Origin of the sequence: uncultured Halorubrum sp., assembly GCF_937146585.1 — an archaeon.
GTDB classification, from domain to species: Archaea; Halobacteriota; Halobacteria; order Halobacteriales; family Haloferacaceae; genus Halorubrum; species Halorubrum miltondacostae.
Map to the genome: position 1 here is coordinate 33,775 of NZ_CAKZRO010000139.1, position 23,494 is coordinate 57,268.

Genomic DNA, 23,494 nt, shown 5'->3' on the forward strand with positions numbered 1-23,494 from the left:
GAGCACTCATAGGCCCCCCGGCCGTGTGGCGAGACATGACAGACAGAGACCGAACCGGATCGACCGACCCGGAGGATGACGAGGCCGGCGGCTCCGACCGGTCGCTCGCGCCGCTCATGGGCGCGGTGTACGTCGTCGCCGGGATCGCTCACTTCCTCGTCCCGCAGCGGTTCGCGGAGGCGGTGCCGCCGGCGTTCCCGCGCCCGGTCGGGCTCGTGTACCTCTCCGGGATCGCGGAGATCCTCCTCGGGATCGGCGTCGCGATCCCGCGGACGCGCCGGCCGTCGGCGTGGGGGATCGCCGCCCTGCTCGTGGCCGTGTTCCCGGCGAACCTCCACCTCGCTCGCCGCGAGGTGCTAGACGACCTCGTGCCGGACCGACTCGTCGGGCCGGCGCGGCTCGCGGCGCTGATCCGGCTCCCGTTCCAGGGCGTCCTGATCGGGTGGGCGCTGCGGTACGCGCGGTCCGACGACGCGCCGGCGGCCGATCCGGACGCGTAGCCGCGGAGCGGGCGCGGCCCCGCCGCGAACTCAACACCCAAGTACCCCCCGGTACAACCGTGGCCCATGATGGCGCTCATCGACTTCGTCTCGCGGCTGGTCCGCGACGTCGGCCGGTTCGTCGACATCTTCCTGAACGACCTCATCCTCGGCGCCGGCGACCCCCTGTCGGCGCTGCTCGTCCTCGTGGGACAGGTCCTGATCGTCGCGTCCGTCGGCGCCTTAGGCTACGCCGCAGTCGGCGCGCTGCTCTCCGAAATCGGCGTGAACCTCCCCGCCCTCGGCGGCCGCGGACGCTCCGAGTAACCGGCGGCGTCGACGCCGCCGACCGCGATCGGTCGCCCTCCGCACTCAGTCGTCGTCCGCGCCGGTCGCCGACCGCGATCCGACGCCGGCTCCCGGGCCGCCGACGGCGCTCGCGCTCCCGCCGTCCCGGTCCGGCACCTCGAACTCCTCCAGCCGCGCCAGCAGCTCGTCGGACTGATCCGAGAGCGTGTGGACCCGCCCCGTCACCTCCGAGACCGTCGTCGTCTGCTGATCGGCCGCGGCGGCGACCGTCTCCGCCTCGGCGGCGGTCTGCCTGCTCACGGACGCGACGCCGTCGACCATGTCGACGACCTCCTGGGTCGTGCGCGCCTGGTCGTCGGTCGCGTCGCTGATCTCCTGGACGGTCTCGTCGACCGTCGTCACGTCCTCGACGACCCCCTCGAACTCCCGCAGCGTCGACTCGATCGTCTCGACGCCGTCGGCGACCTGCGCCTCCATCGCCTCGGCGTCGGCCGCGGTCGACGCGGACGCCTCCTGGACGGCCTCGATCCGCCCGGAGATCTCCGCCGCGGACTCTCGCGTCTCCTCGGCGAGCGACTTCACCTCGTCGGCGACGACCGCGAACCCGTCCCCGGAGCCGTCGGCGCGCGCCGCCTCGATGGAGGCGTTCAGCGCGAGCAGGTTCGTCTCCTCGGCGATCTCGTCGATCACGGCCGCGATCTCGTCGATCTCGCCCACGCGCTCCGCGAGGTCGGTGACCGCGTCCGCCGTCTCGCCGATCCGCGTCTCGAGCGTCTCCAGCTCCGCGATCGCCTCGGCGGCCTCCTCGCGGCCGGATCGGCCGCGCTCGGCCGCGTCGCGGGCCGTCTCGGCGGCGTCGTCGGCCGAGGCGGCGATCTCCTCGACGGTCGCCGACAGCGTGTTCATCTCGCCGGCGATCGCCTCCAGCTCGTCCGTCTGCTCGGCCGCGCCGTCGGAGATCTCCTGGACCGAGCCGGCGACCTCGCCGCTCGCGTCGTCGACCTCGTCCATGCCCGCGCGCACGTCGTCAGCGGTCCCGGCCACGTCCGCGGTGAACGCGCCGACGTCGCCGAGCGTCTCGCCCAGCGTCGCGACCAGCCGGTTGTAGTTGTCGACGAGCTCGGCGTACCGCCGCTCGTCGGTCGCCAGCGCGTCCTCGTCGATCGTCGCCGTGAGGTCGCCGTCCTGCGCCCGCTCCGCGGCGTCGCCGAACGCGTCGACGAGCGCCTCCAGCTCGGTGGTGTAGGCCGCGAGGTTCTCGGCCATCTCGTCGAGCGACTCGCCGAAGGAGCCCGGGACCTCCTCGTCGAGCACCGGGTCGTCGAACTCCTGGGCCGCGAGCGCCTCCGCCTGCGCCGAGACGGTCGTGAGGTAGCCGTGGACCTCGGCGAACCGGCCGACGAGGCTGCCGATCTCGTCGGGCTGGGTCGGGTCGAGCGCCGCCGCGGCGTCGTCCGCCGACTGGCCGTCCGCGCGGACGTCGCTCGCGCCGTCGACATCGCCCGCGGCGATCGCCTCCGCCTGCCGCTCCAGCGCCCGAATCGGACCGGCGAAGTCGCGCCGAACGATCAGCAGGGTGTTGTAGATGGCGACGACCGAGCCGAGGAACAGGATCCCGGAGACGACGTACGCCGCCGTCCCCGCGATCAGGAACTGCGTGAGGAAGATGCCGACCGTGACGAGAAACTGGATACCGACCGCCGCGACGACCTTTCGCTCTATCGACTCCGAGACGCCGAGCGCGTCCATCGTCCGCCACAGGAGGGCCTCGTACCGCCCGCGGACCCCCGGGCGGCGCTGTCGTGTCGTGGACATGCCCCGACTTCGACGAGACCGGGTTATGAACCTCCCGCCGGCGTTATCAGGACCGATTCTCGATTGTCACCGGCAGAGAATCCACGGACCGCGGGCGTGCGGGGACCGCGGGGTCCGTCGACGGCGCTCAGAACAGCCCGTCGACCGCCTCGGCCGCGAGGTCGACGGCGGCCTCCAGGTCCGGCCCGAGCGGCGAGCCGACGACGAGGCCGTCGGCGTGCTCGGCGACGGCGGCGGCGCGCTCGCGGACGGTCTCGGGGGTGCCCGCCATACAGAACGCGTCGACCATCTCGGGCGTCACGCGCTCGAAGGCGGCGGAGAACTTGCCGGCCGAGACGCGGTCGCCGATCTCGCTCGCGGCCTCCGGGTCGATCCCGTGGCGCTTCAGGACCGGCGGGGCCGCGCCCGCGGCGATGAACGCGACCGGCGGCCGGGCGGCCTCGCGGGCGGCGGCCTCGTCCTCGGCGACCGACACCGCGGCGTAGGCGATCAGGTCGAACTCGCCGCGGTGATCGGGCCTGTCTTCGAGGCCGTCGTCGACCTGCTCGCGGGCCCACGCGAGGTCCTTCGGGTGCGACCCGTTGTACAGGAGGCCGTCGGCGTGCTTCGCGGCCATCCGGCACATGTGCGGCCCCTCGCCGCCGACGTGGACCGGGATGTCCGCCCCCTGCGGCGGCTCGTAGTTGAGCCCGGCGTCCGATGCGTCGAAGGTGCCGTCGCGGTCGACGCGCTCGCCGGCCCAGAGCTGCTCTGCGGTCTTGAACGCCTCCAACACCGACCGGAGTCCGCGCTCGTCTTCGAGCCCGAGGTTCGCGAGCGTCGAGGGGTCGCCGGGGCCGAGCCCGAAGACGGCGCGGCCCTCGGAGGCCTCGTCGACGGTGGCGACCTTCGAGGCGAGCGTGACTGGGTGGGTCTCGTAGGGGTTGGCGACGCCCGGGCCGAGCCGGACCGAGTCGGTGGCGGCCGCGAGCCGCGAGAGGAACGCCCACGGGTCGCGGTTGTTGTAGTGACACGTCGAGTAGACGGCGTCGTAGCCGGCGTCCTCGGCGCGGACGCCGAGGTCGACGAGGCGAGACAGCTCGTGTTCTGGGGTGAGTTCGATTCCGAGCATGGTTACTCCTGAAACGTCCACTCCCGCAGGGCCTGCCGGACGAAGTCGCCCTCGACCTCGCGGAAGTGATTGTCCGATCCGTCGTGGTCGCCGAACGCCCAGTCCCGGACGACGACGACCGGGGTGCCGCCCGCGCCCTCCCCGGCGACGAGGTTGGCGGCCGCGGCGAGCTCGTCGATCACGTTCTGGACGGTGACGCCCATCTCGCGACCGTCGCGGTCGCGCTCGCCGCGCCAGTCGCGGCTGGCGGGCATCCCGGCCCAGCCGATCGCGACCCCGCGCTGGCCGTGGCGGAAGGGGCGGCCGCAGGTGTCGCTGACGACGACGCGGTCGGCCGCGAGCCCCTCGCGGATGCGCTGGGCGCTCTCGGAGGGGCGCTCCGGGAGCAGCAGCAGGTCGCCGCCCGGGACGTTCGAGCGGTCGATGCCGGCGTTGACGCCGACGTGCCCGAAGCGCGTCGCGGTGAGGAGGAAGGGGGCCTCCATGATCAGCTCCGTCGACTCCTCGATGACCGCCTGCGCGAAGCGGGGGTCCTTCTCCTCGCCCGCGATCTCGGCGAGCCGGTCGGCGACCTCGCGGGCCCGGGGGCTGGCCGGGAAGTCGTCGAGGTCGAAGACGCGCCCCTCGACCTTCGAGACGACCGTGCTGGCGACGACGACCACGTCGTCCTCGCGGAGGTCGACGCGCTCGCCGATCATGGCCGCGAGGTCGTCTCCCTCCCGGATCTCCGGGAGGTCCGGAACCGCGAACAGCTCCATGGATCACCGTGCGCGGCGACGAGGAAAAACCCCGCCGGTACCGGGCCGGTTTGACGGTATCCGGGGGCGTTTGAAGCGGATCGGGTCGAGGCGAGTCGGTCTGGAGGCGGTCTCCGGCAGATCGTACTGACGACGAATACGATATTCAGAAATGAGAGTCCATGATAACTGTACGAAACCGTCGCGACGATCTACGAACCTAGACGTATATTAGGATATACCTGCGATAATGATTTATTTAGCCAAACGGTTTTCCGGGAAGGGGCGCGAGCGACGGTTGCGATGTGTGAACGAACGACGGAAGACGAGCCAGCACCGATCGGGACGCGGACGCGCGTCCCGGAAGAGGCCGACGACGGCGAACCGATCGTGACGCAGACCCGCGCCCCGTGACGGCGCGCGGGCGTCGACCATCCGCATTTTTCCGCCGCGAACGTCCGCACGGCTTATACGCGACTCCGTCGAACTCCGACTGTGGACCTCCACGTCCGGTACGAGGGCGACGACGACCCCGACAAGTGTACGGCTCGGAAGCTCGCGCGCTTCGACCTCGCCGAGCTCCACCGCTCGGACCGGGCCACGCCGTACGGGGTCGTCCTCAACCCCCACGCCGAGCGCGCGCTCTCGCCCGCCGACGCCGAGCGGGCCGCAGAGACCGCGCTCGTCGCGCTCGACTGCTCGTGGGAGTCGGCCGGCGAGAAGATGTTCTCGCTCCCCGGCGAACACCGCGCGCTCCCGTACCTCGTCGCCGCCAACCCCGTGAACTTCGGCCGCCCGATGCGGCTCACGACCGTCGAGGCGTTCGCCGCGGCGCTGGTCATCCTCGGCGAGCGCGACCGCGCCGAGCGCGCGCTCTCGAAGTTCACCTGGGGCGAGACGTTCCTCGAGCTCAACGCGGAGCCGCTCCGGCGGTACGCTGACTGCGAGGACTCCGGCGAGGTCGTCGAGATCCAGCAGGAGTACATCGACAGGGAGTAGTCGGCGACGGCTCGGCCCGAGGCGGCGAACCGATACCGGCACCGAACGGGGGCGCGACAAGGCTTTTGCGTGGATCGACCGTACCGAGCGGCGATGGTATCCACAGGCGACGACGCACCCACGTTCACCGCGACGGTCGGCACGAGCGACCACGAGCCGTTCGACCTCGGCGAGGAGATCGGCGACGGCCCGGTCGTGCTCGCGTTCTTCCCCGGCGCGTTCACGCCGCCGTGTACGAACGAGATGGTCGCCTTCCAGGGGCGCGCCGACGCCTTCGCGGAGGCCGGCGGGACGCTGTTCGGGGTCAGCGCCGACTCGCCGTTCTCGCAGGGCGCGTTCCGCGAGGAGCACGGGATCGAGTTCGACCTCGTGAGCGACATGGCCGGCGACGCGATCCGGGCGTACGACCTCGAGATCGACATCGCCGAGCTCGGCCTCCACGGCATCGCGAACCGCGCCGTGTTCGTGATCGACGACGACGGCGAGGTCGTCTTCGGCTGGGTCGCCGACGACCCGACGAACGAGCCGGACTACGACGCCGTCCTCGACGCGGTCGAGAGCGCGTAAGAAGCGGCCGACCGCGGGGCAGCCTGTTCCGGCGCGTTCCGATCTTCGTGTTATACTACGACGCGGAACCCGTAGCGACGGCGCGCTTCGACCTCGGTCGCGCTACCCGAGCACGCCGCCGATAGCCCCCGCCAGCGCCGAGTCGACCGCGAACAGCAGCGTCAGAAACAGCCCGACGACGAGTACGCCGGCGCCGCCGAGCAGGCTCCCGAGCGGGCCGCCGGCAAGTCCGACGAGGCCGCCGAACGCGGCGAGCAGGAGCGTGACGACCACACCGCTGACGGAGCCCGCCAGCAGGCCGTGCCAGAGGCCGGAGAGCAGGCCGCCGCCGGCGACGTAGCCGGCGACGAACCCGCCGATGAGCCCCGCGCCGACGTGCCCCACGACGGGGACGAACGTCGCCAGCAACCCGGCGATCAGCATCACGACGAAGCCGTAGCCGACGGCGCGCCAATCTGTCATACCCGCGGGTAGCCGACTCGGCGGTAAATACTTCGTCGTAGAGTTGTGTATTCGTCCCCATGATTTAATAATTATTTATAACCTAGCGCCGCTAAGTGGTAGCTAGATTAATAACGCTCCGGAAGCGAGGTTGAGTCAATGAACGAATCGAACCCGACGGCCGACCCCGGCGAGTCGGACGGGACCGCGCCGACGGGGGCGCAGCTCCGCCTCGCGGTGCCGGACATGGACTGCTCGTCGTGCGCGGGGAAAGTCGAGGGCGCGCTCGACCGCGAGGGCGTCGTCTCGGTCGACACGCGCCCGACCACGGGCGTCGTGGTCGCCACCTACGACCCGGACCGGACGGACGTCGAGGCGCTGACGGCCGCCGTCGAGGGCGCGGGGTACGCGGTCGCGGACGCGGAGTCCGACGGCGTCGCCGACGACCTGTTCACGAGCCCCCGCGCGATCGCCACCGCGGTCGGCGGCGGCTTCCTCGCGGTCGGGCTCGCGCTGGAGTGGCTGCTCCCCGGGCTCGACCCGACGTTCGCGACGATCGGCGGGGTCGGCTTCCTCGGGCCGTGGGCGGTCACGGGCGCGTCCGTCGCGTACCTGCTCGCGGTCGCGGTCGCCGGGCCGCCGATCCTCCGGAACGGGTTCTACTCGCTGCGCGGGCTGAGCCTCGATATCGACCTGCTGATGAGCGTCGGCGTCGTCGCCGCGCTGCTCGTCGACCTCCCGTTCGAGGCGGCGACGCTCGCGGTGCTGTTCTCGGTCGCGGAGCTGCTCGAGCGCTACTCGATCGACCGGGCGCGCACCTCCCTCCGCGAGCTCATGGAGCTGTCGCCCGACGAGGCGGTCGTGATCCGCGACGGGACGGAGGAGACCGTCCCCGCCGAGCGCGTCGCCACGGGCGAGCGACTGGCGGTGCGGCCCGGCGAGCGCGTCCCGCTCGACGGGGTGGTCCGCGAGGGTTCCGGCGCGGTCGACGAGTCGCCGATCACCGGCGAGTCGGTCCCGGCCGAAAAGGAGCCCGGCGACGAGGTGTACGCCGGCTCGATCAACGAGGCGGGCTACCTCGAGGTGGAGGCCACCGCGCCCGCCTCCGAGTCGACCATCGCGCGGGTCGTCGAACTCGTCGAGGCGGCCAACGGCGAGGAGACGCGCGCCGAGCGGTTCGTCGACCGCTTCGCGGCCGTCTACACCCCGATCGTCGTGGTCGGCGCGGTCGCGACCGCCGCGCTCGGCCCGGTCCTCGTCGGTGGCGGCGCGGAGACGTGGTTCGTCCGCGGTCTCACGCTCCTCGTCGTCGCGTGCCCGTGCGCGTTCGTCATCTCGACGCCGGTCAGCGTCGTCTCCGGGGTGACCGCGGCCGCCCGGAACGGCGTCCTGATCAAGGGCGGCGAACACCTGGAGGCCGCCGGCGACGTCGACGCCGTCGCGCTCGACAAGACGGGGACGCTCACGCGCGGCGAGCTGTCGGTGACCGACGTGGTCCCCCTCGGCGACCGCGACCCGGCGGACGTGCTGGCGTGCGCGGCCGCCATCGAGCGCCGCAGCGAACACCCCGTCGCCGAGGCCATCGTTGCGCGCGACGCCGAGACGGGGGACGCTGCCGAGGGCGCCCGACCCGAGTCTGCCGAAATCGCCGTCACCGACTTCGAGGCGCTGACCGGCGAGGGCGTCCGCGCCGACCTCGACGGCGAGACGCACTACGCCGGCAAGCCCTCGCTGTTCGCGGACCTCGGCTTCGACCTGAGCCACGCGCACGTCCGGCCGGACGGCGGCGTGGTCCGAGACCCCGAGGCAGCGGAGGGAGGCCGGTCCGGGGACGCCGACGTCGCCGCGGCGGCCGAGTCCTGCGAGCACGGGCAGTACCTCGACCTGACGAGCGAGACGATCCCGCGGCTCCAGGCCGAGGGGAAGACGGTCGTCCTCGTGGGGACCGAGACGGAGCTGGAGGGCGTCGTCGCGGTCGCGGACACGGTCCGACCCGAGGCGGCGTGGGTCGTCGACCGGCTCCACGACCTCGGCGTCGACCGCGTCGCGATGCTCACCGGGGACAACGAGCGGACCGCGCGGGCGATCGGCGAGCGCGTCGGCGTCGACGAGGTCCGCGCCGAGCTGCTCCCCGACGAGAAGGTCGCGGCCGTGCGCGAGCTCGCCGCCGAGACCGAGGGCGGCGTCGCGATGGTCGGCGACGGGATCAACGACGCGCCGGCGCTCGCGGCCGCGGACGTCGGGGTCGCGATGGGGGCCGCCGGCACCGACACCGCCATCGAGACCGCGGACGTGGCGCTGATGGCCGACGACCTGACGCGGCTCCCGTACGTCGTCGACCTCGCCTCGCGCGCGAGTTCGACGATCCGCACGAACATCGGGGCCTCCCTCGCGGTGAAGGCGCTGCTCGCCGCCGGGGCCCCGCTCGGCTACGTGAGCGTCGCGATGGCCGTCGTCGTCGGCGACATGGGCATGAGCCTCGGCGTCACCGGGAACGCGCTCCGGCTCGGCAACGTCGAACCGACGGAGCCCCCCGAGGCGACGACGAACGACGGCGACCTGAACGCGGACGCGGCCGGTCCGAGCGCGGACGCCGCCGCGTCGGAGCCGTAGCCGGTCGGTCGGCCCGGAAGGCGGCCTCACGCTTTTTATTACCGGGGCGGTAACTGCGGTCGTATGCCCTCCGAGCGCGGGACGCCCTCCACCCCCGAGGAGGCGACGGAACTCGTCGGATCCGACGAGGCTTCCGCCGATTCCCGAGACGAACGCGACACCTCCGAGACCGCCGCCGAACGCGATCCGATCGAGTGGGGCCCGGTCCGCCACCAGCGACTGCGTTCGCTCGCGACCGGGGCGTCCGTCGCGATCGGCGGCGCGATTCTCGTCGTCCTCGGCGTCGTCGCCACCGCGGGGCTCGCGGATCTCGCGTCCGGCGACCCCGCGGTCCCGAGCGTCGGGGCCGAGGAAGTCGCCGTCGGGGTCGCGCTCCTCCTCGCGTTCCTGATCGGTACCGTACCGGTGCTGTACGCCGTGTACCGCGAGGGCTCGGTCGGGAAGCCGTCCGTCGCTCGGGTGCGGGAGGCCGCGAGCGGGCTTCGGCCCGGGTGGACGCTGGCCGGGCTGGGCGCGGTCGTCGCGGCCGCGGTGGCGCTCCCGGCGGACGTCCTGCCGACGCTCTGGCCGCTGTTCTGGGTCGCCTGGCTCGTGCCGGCGGCCGCGGAGTCGTCGGGGGTCCTCGTACGGGTCGACCCGGGCGACCGGACGGTCGCGCGGACGTACCCGTCGCGCGACCGGACCCGGAGCGACGACCTCGGGGCGGTCGTCAGGACGCGGCGGATCGACCTCCCGTGGACGACGGTGTTCCTCCTGGCGTATCGGGGGAACGCGTGGTTCCGGTCGACGCCGTGGCTGTTCGTCCCCCGCGACCGTGCGGACGCGGTCGAGTCCGCGCTCGACGCAGTCCTCGCGGAGAGCGACGGGCCGGACCGGGCGAGCGTCCCGGAGCGGCTCACCCTCGCGGTGTTAGGGTCGTTCTCGCTCGTCGTCGGTCTCCTCATGGCCGTCGCGGCCGGCGAGGGGGCGGGCGGGGTCGCGCTGGCGCTGCTGACCGCGCCGTTCTCGCTGCTGTTCCTCGCGCTGGCCGCGCGGCTGTGACGGGGTCGCGTCACCGGACGTGCCACCCCCTACCACGCGACTCATATACCCGCGGGACCAAGGTCGAGTATGGACAGAAAGCGTCTGGAACGCGCACTCGACGACGAGTTCGGCGGGACCGAGGCCGAGCGGCGGGCGGTCTCGCGGTCGGCCCGCGACCTCGTCGACTCCGGGCGGCCCTCCGAGGACCGCGGCCACGGACTGACGGTGTCGGGGGTGGTCGGACACCTGGAGGACGCCCCGGACGGCTCGTCGCTCGTCGAGCGGTGGAACTGGTGGATGGGCGCGCTCGACGCCGCCTACGGCGGGTACGACTACTTCCGGGTACGGTTCGTCGAGGGCGACGAGGCGACCGGCCTCCGTCGGTAGAGCGACGGCCGACGACCGTCCGACCTTCGTCGGGCGGCCGCAGCGGTCCGAATTCCGCGCGAGCGACGCGGAACCGTCTACTTTCACTTTCACTCCGCGGATGGCTCGGTTATAGGGGCGTTCCGGCCCGATTTGGTGATATGAGCGCAGTCACCGCCGACCGACCCCGATACGCGACGCCGACCCGCGTGGACGTCACCGACTGTCGAACCGACCGCCTCCCGGACCGCGTCCGCGCGAACCGCGTCGACGGCAGCGAGGTCCACCTCGAACGCCGAGGCGGGCGCACGTTCCTCGTCACGCGACCGAGCGAGTGACCGTCGTTTCCGAGCGGTAGCGACCCGCGACCGCGGTCGTCAGTCGTCGGCCGTCAGTTCCGTTCGCGCCGGCCCGTCGCCTCCGAGTCGGCTCTCGAGGCCCACGCCGAGCGTCTCGTTCGTCCGCGCCATCGACTCGGCCGCGTCGACGTCGGTCGTCATCGCGCGGATCGCGTCGACGTTCTCCGGGACCACGTCGGCCTCCTGGTGGACGTTCTGGAAGAGGTAGAGGTCCCGGCCGGTGACGCTGATCGACTCCTCCCAGACGCAGTTCTCCCAGAGGTCGCCGCGGGGCCGCCCCGCGTCGGCGGCGTACTCCTTCAGCGCGCCGGCGCCGTCGATGCCCGCGGCCTCCGGGACGAGGAAGATCCGGTCCTCGTCGGCGAGGAGGTCGCGGACGGCCGCCGGGTCGGGCCCGGTCTCTAGCGTGACGTTGACGCTGTGGGTGTGCATCCCCGTGACCGGCGCCTTCAGCGCCGCGGTGTCGACCGCAACGTCGGGGAGGACCTCGTTCACGTCCGGGCCGTGGTGGGAGGGGACCGTGGCGGGGTCGGGGACGATGTCGTTTATCGGGCCGCGGTTCGTCTCGCTGGGGTCGCCGCCGCGGCGCACGAGCGTGACGCGCGCCTTCTCGACGCCGTACGTCTCGTCGAGCGGCGCGAGCAGCCGCGAGAGCGCCGTCGTGTTACAGGAGACGACGCGGACCGCGTCCGCGCCGCGGGCCGCCTCGAACCGGCCGCGAGCGTTGAACGAGGCCTCGGCGATTGCGGCGTCCTCGCCGCCCTGGAAGATCGCCGGCGTGTCGTGCGCCTCGTAGACGGGGGCGTTGCGCTCGCCGACGCCGGAGGGCGCGCAGTCGACGACGACGTCGACGGCGTCGAGCAGGTCGTCGAGCGTGCCGGCGAGGTCGACGCCGGCGGCCGCGAACGCCTCGGCGCGGTCGTCGACCGCCGCGTACAGGTCGTACCCGCGCCGCGCCGCGGCCTCGACGCCGTAGTCGGGCGACGCCTTCGTCACGCCGACGAGCTTCATGTCCGGCTGGGCCGCGACGGCGTCCGCGACCCGCTTCCCGATCGTCCCGTAGCCGTTGACGCCCACGCGAATCATGTTTGCCCCTCGCTCGGGAATCGGTATAATCTTTTCGAGGTCGGCGAAATGAAATTAACTACCCCACGAGTAATCGATCGGTTAATTCGACGCCGATCGACACCGGACGTAAATAATTCAATTACGGAATAGAGTAAACGCGGCGATGACAAGGCCTAACGCCCGGCCGGACGGAGACGCTGACATGGCAGCCGACCTCTCCGACGCCGCGGCGACCGCGGTCGAACAGTGTCTGAACGTCGCGCCCGACGAGTCGGTCGCGGTCGTCACCGACGACGCGCGCGAGCCGATCGGCGAGGCGCTCTACGCGGCCGCGACCGACGCCACCGACGACGCGACGCTCCTGCGGTACCCGCCGGCCGAGCAGCACGGGACGGAGCCGCCGGCCCCGGTCGCGGCCGCGATGGCGGAGGCCGACGTCTTCCTCGCGCCGACGACGAAGAGCCTGAGCCACACCCGCGCCCGCGGCGCGGCCTGCGACGCCGGCGCGCGCGGCGCGACGCTGCCGGGGATCACAGAGGACGTGTTCACGACCGGCCTCGACGCGGACTACGCCGCCATCGAGGCCGCCTGCGACGATGTGCTGGGGCAGATCGGCGACGCCGACGAGGTCCGCGTCACCGCGCCCGCCGGCACGGACATCGCCTTCGAGATCGGCGACCGCGAGTGGCTCGCCGACACCGGGATGGTGCGCGAGCCCGGCGATTTCTCGAACCTCCCCGCCGGCGAGGTGTTCGTCGCGCCCGCGAGCGCGACCGGGACCTTCGTCGTCGACGGGACGATGATGCCCCACGGCCTGCTCGACGACGGGCAGGAGCTCGCGTTCGAGGTCGAAGACGGGTTCGTGACCGAGATCAGCGACGACGCGATCCGCGCCGACGTGGAGGCGGCCGCCGACGAGGTCGGCGACGCGGCGTACAACCTCGCGGAGCTCGGCATCGGGACCAACGGCGGCGTCGAGGAGCTCGTCGGCTCGGTCCTGCTCGACGAGAAGGCGGGCGGCACCGTCCACATCGCGATCGGCGACAACGCCGGGATCGGCGGCGAGACGGACGCGCCGCTCCACCTCGACGGGATCGTCCGAGACCCGACGGTCTACGCCGACGGCGACGAGATCGACCTGCCGAGCGCGTAGGAGCGCACCGAGCCGCGAGAGTCCCCGCGGCCGAGGCTTCGGGAGCATCTACCCGGCGGGAACGACCTACTCCACGACCGCGAGCGTCACGCCCGCCACGTCCCGGACGCCGACCACCTGGTGTCGCCACCCGTCGCCGGCGTCGACGCAGAGCGTGCCCGCGTCGGTGACCGCGACCGAGATACCGGGGCCGTAGCCGAGCGCGACGGCCCGCTCGTCGACGGGCAGGTCCGCGGGCGCCCACGTCTCGTCGCCCCACCCGCCGCTCTCGCCCGCGTGGACGAGCAGGTCGCCGTCGACGACCGCCATCGCGTGCCCGTCGCCGTCGGCCGCGACCGCGTCCGCGGCGGCATCCCGGACCGCCATCCAGCCGTTGCCGAGCCAGTAGAGCCCCGCGCCGGTCGCCGCCAGCGGCATCCCCGGCCCGGCCACGTCGCGGGCGTCGTCGAGACCGACGTCCGTGAGCCCGCCCTCGCCGACCCGGTACACTCCCTCCGCGCTCGCGACGAGGCCGCCGTCGACTGCCCGGGGGTCCGCGACGGACCCGATCTGCGCGGTCGACGCGACCGCGGTCTCTCCCGCCTCGAACGCGACGCGCTCGATCGTTCCGTCCCCGCGGGCGACGACGAGCGCCCCGTCGCGGCTCCTCGTCCTGCCGACCGCGACCGCCGGTTCGTCGTCGGCCGACTCGAACGCGGGGTCGTCGCCGACCGCCGCGACCGAGAGCCCGTCGGGCGTGGCCGCGACGACGAGGTCGGCCCCCCCGTCCCGCGGGAGGACGGCGACGTCGCGGGCGGGGCCGCGGGCGACCATGTCGAACGCGCCGACCTTGTCGGCCGACAGCGAGACGCGGACGATCCCCGTTCCCGTCGCGACGTAGGCGTCGGTGCGGCCGGCGCTGCCCGCGTACACGCGCTTTTCGTCGATCGAGATGTCGTCCTCGGCGGGAGCCATCGGGAGGCCGTTCTCCGCGGCGGGACATAAGCCCCGCGCGGCGGCGCGCGTTCCGACCCTCCGGGAACGCCCGTCCGTTCCGACGGCCATTTGAGCGCCCCTCGCGTACGCCGATTCGTGCAATCGGTCGCCGCCGACCTGTCGACGCTGCTCGCGGAGGTGGTCCCCCGGCTGGCCCGCATCACGGCGTTCATCGCGGGGGGCGTCTTCGCCGCCAACGTCGCCGTCGCGTTCGGGCTGGTCCGGTACGTCGCCGGGCTCGCGGGGTGGCTCACCCGGCCGGCGAACCTCCCGGACGAGGTCGGCACGGCGATCCTCACGACCGCGGCGTCGACGACCGCGGGCTACGCGACGCTCGCGGAGTTCCGCGAGTCGGGCCTGCTCGACGACCGGGCGACGCTCGTCGCGGTGACGATGAACACGTTCTTCGGCTTCGTCCAGCACGTGTTCACCTATTACGTCCCGGTGTTGATCCCGATCCTCGGCGTCACCACCGGGGCCGTCTACGTCGGCGCTCGCGCCGGCATCGCGCTACTGATCACCGTCACCGGCGTCGTCGCGGGCGGGTTCCTCCTCTCCGAGTCGAACGTCGACCGCGCCGCGCTCGCCGACGTCGAGGCGACCGGGCCCGAGGACGACGACCGCACCGACCGGGAGCGCGTGCGCGACGCGGCCGGGAAGTCGTGGCGGACCCTCCGGCGGATCGTCCCGCGGCTCGCGGTCGTGTACACGCTGGTCATCTGGCTCGTCACGACCTACGACGTGACGGCGCTGACGAGCGTGGCGGAGCCGATCACGGGCGTGCTGGGCCTGCCGGGCGCCGCGGTGCCGGTCGTCGCGGTGTTCACGCTCGACACTACCGCGGGCGCGGCGACGCTCGCCGGGACCGAGGCCGGCATCTTCACGACGCGGACCGCGGTCGCGTCGCTGCTCATCGGGAGCATCCTCTCGTTCGCGGTCTCCACGTTCCGGCGCTCGATCCCGTTCCAGTACGGGATCTGGGGCCCGTCGTTCGGCACGAAGGTGATAGTCGTCAACACCGCGCTCAAGCTCGTCTTCATCTCGGCGACGGTCGCGCTGTTGCTCGCGCCGGTGTGGTGAGCGGTCGAAACCCGAATCAGTAGGTTCAACACCGGCCCGGATCGATCGGCGCACATGGCGCTCGAAAAGGACGTGGACTGTCCCGCGTGCGGCGAGACCCGTTCGTTCTACCGGACCGCGGCGATGACCCTCCACCTCGGCGAGAAGACGAAGTGGCGCTGTCCAGACTGCGGCTACGGCTTCGTCGAGATCGACGGCATCGATACGCTCCCGGCCTGAGACGGCCGCTTCTCCGTTTCTCTTCCGTCCGATACACCCCAACACTCAGTACCCCGGCGGCTGAGGCGGATCGCATGAACCGGACACGGCGGCGGTCCGCGGAGGCGAGAGCGCGTGGTCGGTGAGGCGCGCGACCCCGAGAGCGACGTCGGGCCGCTGGACGGGCTCACCGTGTTGGACCTCTCTCGGGTCCTCGTCGGCCCGTTCTGTACGATGCAGCTCGGCGACCTCGGCGCGGAGGTGATCAAAGTCGAGCGGCCCGGCCGGGGCGACCAGACCCGGACGTGGGTCCCGCCGGCGTTCAGTGCGGACGACGGTGACGCCGGCGGGGAGGACGGAGACGACGACGGCGACGCGAGCGCCTACTACGTCAGCGTCAACCGCAACAAGCGGTCGATCCAGCTGGACCTGACAACCGAGGCGGGGCGCGCGGTCGTCCGCGACCTCGCGCGGGAGGCCGACGTGCTCGTCGAGAACTTCCGCGTCGGGAAGACCGCCGAGTGGGGCCTCGACTACGGCGACCTCGTCGCGGAGAACCCCGGGCTCGTCTACTGCGCCATCTCCGGCTACGGCGAGTGGGGCCCCGACCGCGACAAGCCAGCCTACGACATCATGATGCAGGCCCGCGGCGGCTTCATGTCGTTCACCGGCGTCGAGGGCGGACCGCCGGTCCGGATCGGCGTCGCGCTCGCCGACGTCGGGGCCGGGATGTACGCGACGCAGGCGATCCTCGCCGCCCTGCTTGAACGCGAGATCGGCGACGGCCGCGGGCAGAAGATCGACGTGAGCCTGTTGGACGGGCAGGCCGCCTGGACCAGCTACATGGCGACGAACTACTTCGCCAGCGGCGACCCGCCGGGGCGGATGGGAAGCAAACACCCGAACATCGTCCCGTACCAGGCGTTCGAGACGAGCGACGGGTACGTCGTCGTCGCCTGCTCGTCGGACCGGTTCTGGCCGCCGCTGTGCGAGGCGGTCGACCGCCCCGACCTGCTCGCCGACGAGCGGTTGGAGACGAACGAGGGGCGCGTCCGGAACCGCGAGTTCGTCGACCGCGAGCTGGGGGAGACGTTCGCGGCGATGTCGACGGCTGAGGCGGTCGAGCGGCTCGAAGCCCACGACGTGCCCGCGAGCCGCGTCCGCGACGTGAGCGAGGTGTTCGCGGACCCCCAGATCGAGGCGCGGGGGATGCTCGCCGAGGCCGAACACCCGACCGCGGGCACGGTGCGGTTCCCCGGCTCGCCGATGCAGTTCTCGCGGACGCCGACGACCGTCCGCCGCCATCCGCCGGCGCTCGGCGAGCACACGGAGTCGGTGCTACGGGAGTACGGCTACGACGCGGGCGACGTCGACGAACTCCGAGAGCGCGGCGCGATTCCGGGGCCGCGATAAAAACAGCCGACCGGCGGGGGCGGCCCCTACAGGATGCCGGCCTGTTCGGCGCGCGCGACGATGCCGCGGGCCATCTTGTCCGTCGCCTCGTCGACCATCTCGCCGTCGACCGAGACGGCGCCCCTGCCCTGTTCTTTCGCCTCCGCGTAGGCGTCGACGATCCGGCGGGCCTTCTCGGCCTCCTCGGGCGAGGGCGCGAACGTCTCGTTCGCGGGCTCGATCTGGCTCGGGTGGATCGCCCACTTGCCGTCACAGCCCAGCTGGCTCGCCCACCGGCAGGAGTCGCGGAACCCGTCCGTGTTCTCGATCTCGGCGTAGGGCCCGTCGATCACCTGGAGCCCCTGCGCCTTCGCCGCGTGGGCGATGCGCGCGAGCTGGTAGTGCCAGTAGTGGCCGGGATAGCCGCCGCCGGAGCCGATGGTGAGGCCGGACGCGCCGACGTTCGCGGTGTAGTCGCCGGGGCCGAAGACGAGCGACTCCAGCCGGTCGCTCGCGCGGGCGATGTCGGCGACCTTCGTCATCGCCTCCGGCGACTCGATCTGCGCCTGGAGGCCGATCTCGCCGACCGGCAGGTCGTTGTTCGTCTCGACCTGCGTCAGCAGGTTGTCGACGGTGGCGACCGTCTCCGGGTTGTTCGCCATCGGCACCATGATCGTGTCGAGGTGTTCGCCGGCCCGCCCGACGACCTCGATCACGTCGTCGTAGAACCACCGGGTGTCGACGCCGTTCATCCGGTAACAGGGCCGGGTGTCGGACCAGTCGTACTCGATCAGGCCCTCGATAGCGTTCTCGCGGGCCTCGATCTTCTCGGACGGCGCCACCGAGTCCTCCAAGTCGATGAACGCCTCGTCGGCCCCGGAGTCGGGCGCCCGCTCGATCATCTTCGGGTCGGAGCCCGGCGTCGCCAGCTGGCTCCGCCGGAGCGTGACGTCGTCCGGCCCGCCCATCAGTCGTCACCCCCCTCGGAGGCGGTGATCGGGTCGTTCTCTTCCTCGGTGAAGCCGGCCGACTCCTCCTGGCGCTTCCGGGCCTCGGGGTCGAACTCGGCCTCGATGTCCTGATACCGCGGGACGAAGGAGAGCTCGTGGTGGCTCTCGGTCTCGTGGCCGATGTAGCGCTCCTCGAGGTCGAACTGCGCCGCCTCGTCGTTCTCGGCGATGTTCGCGAAGTCCTCGTAGGCGGCGTGCGCGCCGGAGTGGAGCCCGAACAGCGTGATGAAGATGTACTGGTAGCCCAGGTCGCCCAGCTCCTCGAAGGTGAGCGGGTCCTCCTCGGCGCCCCACTCGAACGACGAGGAGTAGTTGAACGCCAGGTCGAGGTCCGGGTGGGTCTCGTGGATCGTCTCGGCGTACTCGACCGCGTCCTCGCGGGACGGGTCGGGCATCTCCGGCCAGACGAGGTCGACGCCGGCGTCGGCGTAGATCCGCCCGCGTTCGAGGTGCTCCTCCCAGTCGCCGTTGGCGGAGCCGTACGCGTCGGTGCGGGCGATGATCACCGTGTCCTCGCTCTGCTTGGCGTCGACGGCGGCCTCGAAGCGCGAGCGCGCCTGCTCGCGGGAGACGATCTGCTTGCCGGCGATGTGCCCGCAGCGCTTCGGCGAGGTCTGGTCCTCGATGTGGACGGCGGCGACGCCGGCCTTCTCGTACTCGCGGACCGCGCGCCGGACGTTGTGGACGCCCCCGTAGCCGGTGTCGCAGTCGGCGATGACGGGAAGGTTCGTCGCCTCGACCATGCGTTTCGCGTTCTCGACCATCTCGGACATCGTGACCATCTCCAGGTCGGGGAAGCCGAACTGGCCGAGGACGGTCGAGTAGCCGCTCATGTAGGCCGCGTCGAGCCCGGCCATCTCGGCGAGGCGGGCGTCGAGCGCGTGGTAGATCCCGGGCGCGAACGTGTACTCCTGCTCGTCGAACAGCTCGCGGAGTCGGCGGCCGGCCGGGTTGTCGATATCTCTGGTGAAGACGTCGTCGTCGAGTTCGTTGGGATTCATCGAGTTACTGCGTGGCGTCGTCTGCGGTGCGGTTCGACGCGGCGGAGCGCCCGCCGGCGCGGCGAGCGGCGGGCGCGAACGCCGTGGAATCGGGGCGCGGGCCGTCGCCGGTCCCGGTCATCGGGACGGCGCGGCGGAACGACTCCTCGGGGTCCGCGCTTGCGGAGCGGTCGCGGGGACGGAGCGTCGCGTTCGCCGTCATCGCGACCCCCCGTCGGTCCGCGTTCGCGGAGCGGGACGCAGGTCGGGGACCAGCGGCGCGTCGCGCTCGTCGTCCGTCGGGGGGCGGGCGGGTCGGGGAGCGTCGGTCGTCTGCGGCGAGCCGGACGACCGCGTCTGCGTCGCTCGCCGAGTGGTGATCGCTGGGACCAACGGCGCGCCGGCCTCCTCGGTCAGCGGGGTGCGGCCGGGGATCGTCCGCGGAGAAGTGGTCGTGCCGGTCCGGTCGGTCGAGTCCGGATCGGTCGTCGTGTCGGTGCGTCGGGTCGTGTCGTCGGGCGTGTCGTTAGGCGTCGTCATCGGGTCGTGTGGGCGGTTGCGGCGGTCGTCTGGTGATCGCGTCTGTGCGGCGGCCGGCTGCGTGTCCGTGTACGGATACTGCCATTGCGACCGAAGCAAATCGGAGGACGGTATTAAACATAATGATTGATAATGATAATATTCGTTATGTTGTTTTATCCGATTAAATGTTCCATGACAACACGCACCACGATAACCCGACCGACCCCCGACGCGTACTGACCGAATCCCGAGAGCACGCCGGGGCCAGCGATGAAATCGACGGCGACCGCCGGGACCGATCGCTTATTGGCCTCGCCGCGCGGAGCGTAGGTAGTGAACGAGCGCGACGCCCTCCGGGCCCTCGCGGCCGACCTCCCGCACGCGGGCGACGACGCCGCCGTCGTCGACGGGACGGTGATCACGACGGACATGCTCCACGAGCGGACCGACTTCCCGCCCGGCACGACGCGGTACACCGCCGGCTGGCGCGCAGTCGGCGCGTCGCTCTCGGACGTGGCCGCGATGGGCGCGGCCGCCCGGGCCGCGGTCGCCGTCTACGCCGACGCCGCGTTCGACCCCGGGGATCTGGACCGGTTCGTCGCCGGCGCGGTCGACGTCTCCGAGGCGGTCGACGCCGAGTACGTGGGCGGCGACCTCGACGAGCACGTCGAGTTCACGACCGCGACCACCGCCGTCGGGCGCGTGACCGACGCCGGAGCCGTCACCCGAGACGGGGCGGGGCCGGGCGACGCCCTCTGCGTCACCGGCGAGTGGGGCCGGTCCGCGGCGGCGCTGCGGCTGTTCGAGCGCGGCGACGAGGAGTCGGTCGAGCGCGCGAACGAACTGTTCCGGTTCGCGCCGCGGGTCGCGGACGGGCTGGCGCTCGCGGGGACGGCGACCGCGATGATGGACTCTTCGGACGGGCTGGCGCGGTCGTGTCACCAGCTCGCCGAGGCGAGCGGCGCGCGGATAGAGTTGGAGCGCGAGGCGCTCCCGGTCCACCCCGCGGTCGACGAGGTCGCCGACGGGGAGGGCGAGCGGTTCGAGCTGGCGGCCCACTTCGGCGAGGACTTCGAGCTGGTCTGTGCGGTCCCGGAGTCGGCGGTGTCGGCGGTCAGCGAAGCGTGTCCGGCGGGGCTCACGCGGATCGGGACGGTGAGGGAGGCGCCGGAAGGGGGACCGCGCGTCGTCGCCGACGGCGACCCGCTGCCCGACCGCGGGTTCACGCACGGCGACGAGTGAACCGTCGAAGTCTCAGCCGGTCCCCTGTGCGGCGAAATCTTTGACAAACGGCCGACTGACATGACCGCTCCCGAGGCCCCAGCCGCGAGGCCCGCCCAGCACCGCAACCACAGCCTCACACCTCCCCAGCCTCGTCGCTGGCGGCCTTCGCTCCGCTCGGCCGCCAGCGACTCACTCGCGCGTGCGGCTCACAGCCTCCGGCTGCTCGTCGGCACGCGCCACCGAAGAAATGCGTCGCCCTTCGCGGCGCCTATCGCAGGAACTCGATCGCCGCGCCCTGCCCGAAGCCGACGCAGAGCGTCGCGAGCCCGCGGTCGACGTCGCGCTTCTGCATCTCGTGGAGCAGCGTGACGGGGAGCCGAGCGCCGGACGCGCCGAGCGGGTGGCCGAGCGCGATGGCCCCGCCGTTGACGTTGTACTGGTCCTCGTCGATGCCGAGCTCGCGCCGCGAGTACTCGCACTGGGAGGCGAACGCCTCGTTGAGTTCGACGAGGTCGTAGTCGTCGATGTCGGTGCCGGCGCGCTCCAGCAGGCCGCGGGTGGCGGGCACCGGACCGATCCCCATGACGGTGGGGTCGACGCCGGCGACGTTGTTCGTGCCGACCTCGGCGAGCACGTCGAGGCCGTGCGCCTCCGCGAACGCTTTACTCGTGACCACGGTCAGCGACGCGCCGTCGGAGATCTGCGAGGAGTTCCCCGCGGTGACGCTGCCGTCGCCGGTGAAGGCGGGCGGCAGGTCGGCGAGCTTCTCGGCGGTCGTGTCGGGGCGGATCCCCTCGTCCGCCTCGACGAGGCCGTCCTCGGTCTCGACGGGGACGATCTCGTCGTCGAAGCGGCCCGACTCGGTCGCCTCGGCGGCGCGCTGGTGGCTGCGGGCGGCGTACTCGTCTTGCGCCTCGCGGCTCACGTCGTACTCCTCGGCGACCTTCTCGGCGGTCATCCCCATCTGGAGCTGGAAGATGTTGTACTGCTCGGACAGCTCGGGGTGGAGGTGCTCGTAGGAGTCGCCGTCCATCGGCACGCGGCTCATGTTCTCGACGCCGCCCGCGATGATACACTCGCGGTTCCCCGCCGCGACGGCGTCGGACGCCGAGATGACCGCCTGCATCGAGGAGGCGCACCAGCGGTTGATCGAGGTGGCGGGCACCGACTCGCCCAACTCGGAGAGGAGCGCGATGACGCGCGCGACGTTGTTGTCCTGCTCGGTCCGCTGCTGTGCGACCCCCCACATCAGGTCGTCGACGTGGTCGCTCGTCAGCCCCGTCTCCGCGAGCGCGTGGTCGATGAGCGTCGTCGAGAGGTCCTCGCTGCGGACGTCCTCGTAGACGCCGCCGTCTTTCCCCTGCGGGGTTCGGTAGGCGGCCGCGATCACGGGCGTGGTCTCGTCTGTCATGAACGATCACAGACCCGACGCCGTATTAAAACGCCGTGGAACGAGCGAGAATCGATCCGAAGTTTATCGTTTATCCGGACGGCCGCGACGCCGCGGCCGCGCGGGTCACTCCGTCAGCAGGCTCTCGCCGGTCATCTCGTCGGGGGCATCGCGGTCCATCAGGTCGAGCAGCGTGGGCGCGATGTCGCAGAGCGAGCCGCCCTCGCGGACCCGCTTGCCGCCGTCGTCGCCGTCGGGCGTGAGGTAGACGAACGGGACCGGATTGTACGTGTGGGCGGTGTGGGGGTCGTCCGCCGTGCCCATGTCGTCGGCGTTGCCGTGGTCGGCGGTGACGACCGCGTGCGCCCCGGCGTCGGCGACCGCCGAGAGCAGGCGGTCGAGCTGGGCGTCGACGGCCTCGACCGCCTCCACGGCGGCGTCGAAATCGCCGGTGTGGCCCACCATGTCCGGGTTCGCGTAGTTCAAGACGAGCAGGTCGGGGTCGTCGGAGGCGATCGTCTCGACGGCCTCGTCGGTCACCTCGGGCGCGGACATCGCCGGCTGGAGGTCGTACGTCGGGACGTCCGGGCTCTCGACGATCGTCCGGATCTCGCCCGGGAACTCCACCTCGCGGCCGCCGTTGAGGAAGTAGGTGACGTGGGGGTACTTCTCCGACTCGGCGATCCGGAGCTGGGTGCCGTCGGCGTCCGCGACGACCTCGCCGATCGTGTTCGCGGGGATCTCCGGCGGGAACGCGACGGGGAAGTCGAACGTCTCGTCGTACTCGGTCATCGTCGTCAGCCGGACGTCGGGCTGGTCGAGGTCGAACGCCCAGTCGGGGCGCGTGTCGGTGAGCATCCGGACGAGCTGGCGGGCGCGGTCGGCCAGGAAGTTGAAGAAGATCACCGCGTCGCCGTCGGCGAGCGCGGGCTCGTCGGCGACGAGCGTCGGCTCGACGAACTCGTCCGTCTCGCCGCGGGCGTGCGCCTCGCGGGCGGCCGCGACCGCGCTCTCGGCCTCGTGCGGGGCCTCGCGGGCGACGATGGCGTCGTACGCCTTCTTCGTGCGCTCCCAGTTCTCGTCGCGGTCCATCGCGTGGTACCGGCCGGTGACGGTCGCGACGTGGCCGGTGCCGCGCTCGTCGGCCTTCGCGGTCACGTCGGCGAGGAACCCGTCGGCGATCTCCGGGGCGGTGTCGCGCCCGTCGGTGAACGCGTGGCTCGTCGCCGGGACGCCCGCGTCGGCCGCGGCGTCGATCAGCGCGAGCAGGTGCTCCACGTCCGAGTGGACGCCGCCGTCGGAGACGAGCCCCATGAAGTGGACGCGGCCGCCGGTCGACGCCGCGTGGTCGAGCGCGTCCGCGACCGCGTCGTTGTCGGCGAGCGACCCCTCCGCGAGCGCGTCCGTGATCCGGGTGTACGCCTGCTTCACCACGCGGCCGGCGCCGATGTTGAGGTGGCCCACCTCGGAGTTCCCCATCTGTCCCTCCGGGAGCCCGACGCGGCGGCCGTGGACCACGAGGCGGCCGTCCGCCCCGCGCTCCGTCGCCGCGTCGAACGCGGGCGTCTCGGCCGCCTTCACCGCGTCGCGGCGGTCGTGGTCGCCGAGCCCCCAGCCGTCGAGGATGACGAGTGCCGTCTCCATACCCCAGCGTGCCGCCCGGCGGGTAACTACCCTTCGATG

The 23,494-nt window shown here is 72.2% G+C and carries 25 protein-coding genes; 13 read left to right on the forward strand and 12 right to left on the reverse strand.

The features are described 5' to 3' along the window. Window positions 1-35: 35 nt before the first annotated feature. Both Q0116_RS11015 and Q0116_RS11020 read left to right on the forward strand, forming a co-directional pair. Complete coding sequence (locus Q0116_RS11015) at window positions 36-500, forward strand: DoxX family membrane protein (protein ID WP_297888060.1); 465 nt, start codon at window positions 36-38, stop codon at window positions 498-500. Between the two features lie 66 nt (window positions 501-566). Next, window positions 567-806 (forward strand): hypothetical protein, encoded by a 240-nt coding sequence (locus tag Q0116_RS11020; RefSeq protein ID WP_297888065.1) that lies wholly within the window; start codon window positions 567-569, stop codon window positions 804-806. A 45-nt stretch (window positions 807-851) separates the two neighbouring features. Here Q0116_RS11020 and Q0116_RS11025 read toward each other — a convergent pair whose 3' ends face one another. The 3 genes from Q0116_RS11025 to Q0116_RS11035 form a co-directional block, all read right to left on the reverse strand. Then, window positions 852-2,537 carry a methyl-accepting chemotaxis protein gene (locus Q0116_RS11025; RefSeq protein ID WP_297888129.1) on the reverse strand — a complete coding sequence of 562 codons (1,686 nt, stop codon included), beginning with the start codon at window positions 2,535-2,537 and terminating at the stop codon, window positions 852-854. Window positions 2,538-2,730: 193 nt separating this feature from the next. After that, entirely contained in the window at window positions 2,731-3,714 is a 984-nt protein-coding gene (locus Q0116_RS11030) for a 5,10-methylenetetrahydromethanopterin reductase (RefSeq protein ID WP_297888068.1), read from the reverse strand. Window positions 3,715-3,716: 2 nt separating this feature from the next. After that, complete coding sequence (locus Q0116_RS11035) at window positions 3,717-4,472, reverse strand: coenzyme F420-0:L-glutamate ligase (protein WP_297888071.1); 756 nt, start codon at window positions 4,470-4,472, stop codon at window positions 3,717-3,719. 474 nt (window positions 4,473-4,946) lie between these two features. On the opposite strand from Q0116_RS11035, the gene Q0116_RS11040 reads away from it, so the two are divergent. Both Q0116_RS11040 and Q0116_RS11045 read left to right on the forward strand, forming a co-directional pair. After that, complete coding sequence (locus Q0116_RS11040) at window positions 4,947-5,450, forward strand: DUF367 family protein (RefSeq protein ID WP_297888075.1); 504 nt, start codon at window positions 4,947-4,949, stop codon at window positions 5,448-5,450. A 93-nt stretch (window positions 5,451-5,543) separates the two neighbouring features. Further along, window positions 5,544-6,017 (forward strand): redoxin domain-containing protein, encoded by a 474-nt coding sequence (locus tag Q0116_RS11045; protein ID WP_297888078.1) that lies wholly within the window; start codon window positions 5,544-5,546, stop codon window positions 6,015-6,017. 102 nt (window positions 6,018-6,119) lie between these two features. On the opposite strand, the gene Q0116_RS11050 is transcribed toward Q0116_RS11045, so the two are convergent. Next, a complete protein-coding gene (locus tag Q0116_RS11050; RefSeq protein WP_297888081.1) occupies window positions 6,120-6,479 on the reverse strand; it encodes a DUF5518 domain-containing protein in 360 nt (119 codons plus the stop codon). A 138-nt stretch (window positions 6,480-6,617) separates the two neighbouring features. On the opposite strand from Q0116_RS11050, the gene Q0116_RS11055 reads away from it, so the two are divergent. The 4 genes from Q0116_RS11055 to Q0116_RS11070 all read left to right on the forward strand — a co-directional run bounded on the left by Q0116_RS11055 (window position 6,618) and on the right by Q0116_RS11070 (window position 10,798). After that, window positions 6,618-9,071 carry a cation-translocating P-type ATPase gene (locus Q0116_RS11055; protein ID WP_297888084.1) on the forward strand — a complete coding sequence of 818 codons (2,454 nt, stop codon included), beginning with the start codon at window positions 6,618-6,620 and terminating at the stop codon, window positions 9,069-9,071. 63 nt (window positions 9,072-9,134) lie between these two features. Next, window positions 9,135-10,112 carry a hypothetical protein gene (locus Q0116_RS11060; protein WP_297888087.1) on the forward strand — a complete coding sequence of 326 codons (978 nt, stop codon included), beginning with the start codon at window positions 9,135-9,137 and terminating at the stop codon, window positions 10,110-10,112. 69 nt (window positions 10,113-10,181) lie between these two features. Then, on the forward strand, window positions 10,182-10,481 hold the full coding sequence (locus tag Q0116_RS11065; RefSeq protein ID WP_297888089.1) for a hypothetical protein: 300 nt from the start codon (window positions 10,182-10,184) through the stop codon (window positions 10,479-10,481). Between the two features lie 140 nt (window positions 10,482-10,621). Continuing rightward, window positions 10,622-10,798: a hypothetical protein gene (locus Q0116_RS11070; RefSeq protein WP_199719459.1), complete on the forward strand. Its 177-nt coding sequence runs from the start codon at window positions 10,622-10,624 to the stop codon at window positions 10,796-10,798. Between the two features lie 39 nt (window positions 10,799-10,837). On the opposite strand, the gene Q0116_RS11075 is transcribed toward Q0116_RS11070, so the two are convergent. After that, window positions 10,838-11,905: a type II glyceraldehyde-3-phosphate dehydrogenase gene (locus Q0116_RS11075; RefSeq protein WP_297888093.1), complete on the reverse strand. Its 1,068-nt coding sequence runs from the start codon at window positions 11,903-11,905 to the stop codon at window positions 10,838-10,840. 184 nt (window positions 11,906-12,089) lie between these two features. On the opposite strand from Q0116_RS11075, the gene Q0116_RS11080 reads away from it, so the two are divergent. Continuing rightward, entirely contained in the window at window positions 12,090-13,040 is a 951-nt protein-coding gene (locus Q0116_RS11080) for an aminopeptidase (protein ID WP_297888097.1), read from the forward strand. Between the two features lie 66 nt (window positions 13,041-13,106). Here Q0116_RS11080 and Q0116_RS11085 read toward each other — a convergent pair whose 3' ends face one another. After that, window positions 13,107-13,994 carry a hypothetical protein gene (locus tag Q0116_RS11085; RefSeq protein WP_297888100.1) on the reverse strand — a complete coding sequence of 296 codons (888 nt, stop codon included), beginning with the start codon at window positions 13,992-13,994 and terminating at the stop codon, window positions 13,107-13,109. Window positions 13,995-14,111: 117 nt separating this feature from the next. On the opposite strand from Q0116_RS11085, the gene Q0116_RS11090 reads away from it, so the two are divergent. The 3 genes from Q0116_RS11090 to Q0116_RS11100 all read left to right on the forward strand — a co-directional run bounded on the left by Q0116_RS11090 (window position 14,112) and on the right by Q0116_RS11100 (window position 16,706). Then, window positions 14,112-15,095, forward strand: a complete 984-nt coding sequence (locus tag Q0116_RS11090) for a nucleoside recognition protein (protein WP_297888102.1) — start codon at window positions 14,112-14,114, stop codon at window positions 15,093-15,095. Window positions 15,096-15,149: 54 nt separating this feature from the next. Beyond that, the gene (locus Q0116_RS11095) at window positions 15,150-15,314 is read left to right on the forward strand and encodes a hypothetical protein (RefSeq protein WP_006112153.1); all 165 of its coding nucleotides are present in this window, start codon (window positions 15,150-15,152) and stop codon (window positions 15,312-15,314) included. A gap of 114 nt (window positions 15,315-15,428) precedes the next feature. Continuing rightward, complete coding sequence (locus tag Q0116_RS11100; protein ID WP_297888106.1) at window positions 15,429-16,706, forward strand: CaiB/BaiF CoA-transferase family protein; 1,278 nt, start codon at window positions 15,429-15,431, stop codon at window positions 16,704-16,706. Window positions 16,707-16,732: 26 nt separating this feature from the next. On the opposite strand, the gene Q0116_RS11105 is transcribed toward Q0116_RS11100, so the two are convergent. The 4 genes from Q0116_RS11105 to Q0116_RS11120 are packed head-to-tail and all read right to left on the reverse strand — an operon-like array spanning window position 16,733 to window position 19,215. Beyond that, the gene (locus Q0116_RS11105) at window positions 16,733-17,653 is read right to left on the reverse strand and encodes a CoA ester lyase (protein WP_297888109.1); all 921 of its coding nucleotides are present in this window, start codon (window positions 17,651-17,653) and stop codon (window positions 16,733-16,735) included. Next, window positions 17,653-18,696, reverse strand: coding sequence for an isocitrate lyase (gene aceA / locus Q0116_RS11110; RefSeq protein ID WP_297888111.1), 1,044 nt, complete (start codon window positions 18,694-18,696; stop codon window positions 17,653-17,655). The genes Q0116_RS11105 and aceA overlap by 1 nt, the downstream gene beginning before the upstream one ends. A gap of 4 nt (window positions 18,697-18,700) precedes the next feature. Continuing rightward, entirely contained in the window at window positions 18,701-18,898 is a 198-nt protein-coding gene (locus Q0116_RS11115) for a hypothetical protein (protein ID WP_297888113.1), read from the reverse strand. Continuing rightward, complete coding sequence (locus tag Q0116_RS11120) at window positions 18,895-19,215, reverse strand: hypothetical protein (protein ID WP_297888115.1); 321 nt, start codon at window positions 19,213-19,215, stop codon at window positions 18,895-18,897. Before Q0116_RS11120 ends, Q0116_RS11115 begins: the two co-directional genes overlap by 4 nt. Before the next feature lie 315 nt (window positions 19,216-19,530). On the opposite strand from Q0116_RS11120, the gene thiL reads away from it, so the two are divergent. Next, entirely contained in the window at window positions 19,531-20,439 is a 909-nt protein-coding gene (thiL, locus tag Q0116_RS11125) for a thiamine-phosphate kinase (protein WP_297888118.1), read from the forward strand. Between the two features lie 250 nt (window positions 20,440-20,689). Here thiL and Q0116_RS11130 read toward each other — a convergent pair whose 3' ends face one another. Both Q0116_RS11130 and gpmI read right to left on the reverse strand, forming a co-directional pair. Continuing rightward, entirely contained in the window at window positions 20,690-21,832 is a 1,143-nt protein-coding gene (locus Q0116_RS11130; protein ID WP_297888121.1) for a thiolase family protein, read from the reverse strand. A gap of 105 nt (window positions 21,833-21,937) precedes the next feature. Further along, window positions 21,938-23,455 (reverse strand): 2,3-bisphosphoglycerate-independent phosphoglycerate mutase, encoded by a 1,518-nt coding sequence (gene gpmI, locus Q0116_RS11135; RefSeq protein WP_297888124.1) that lies wholly within the window; start codon window positions 23,453-23,455, stop codon window positions 21,938-21,940. Window positions 23,456-23,494 lie beyond the last annotated feature (39 nt).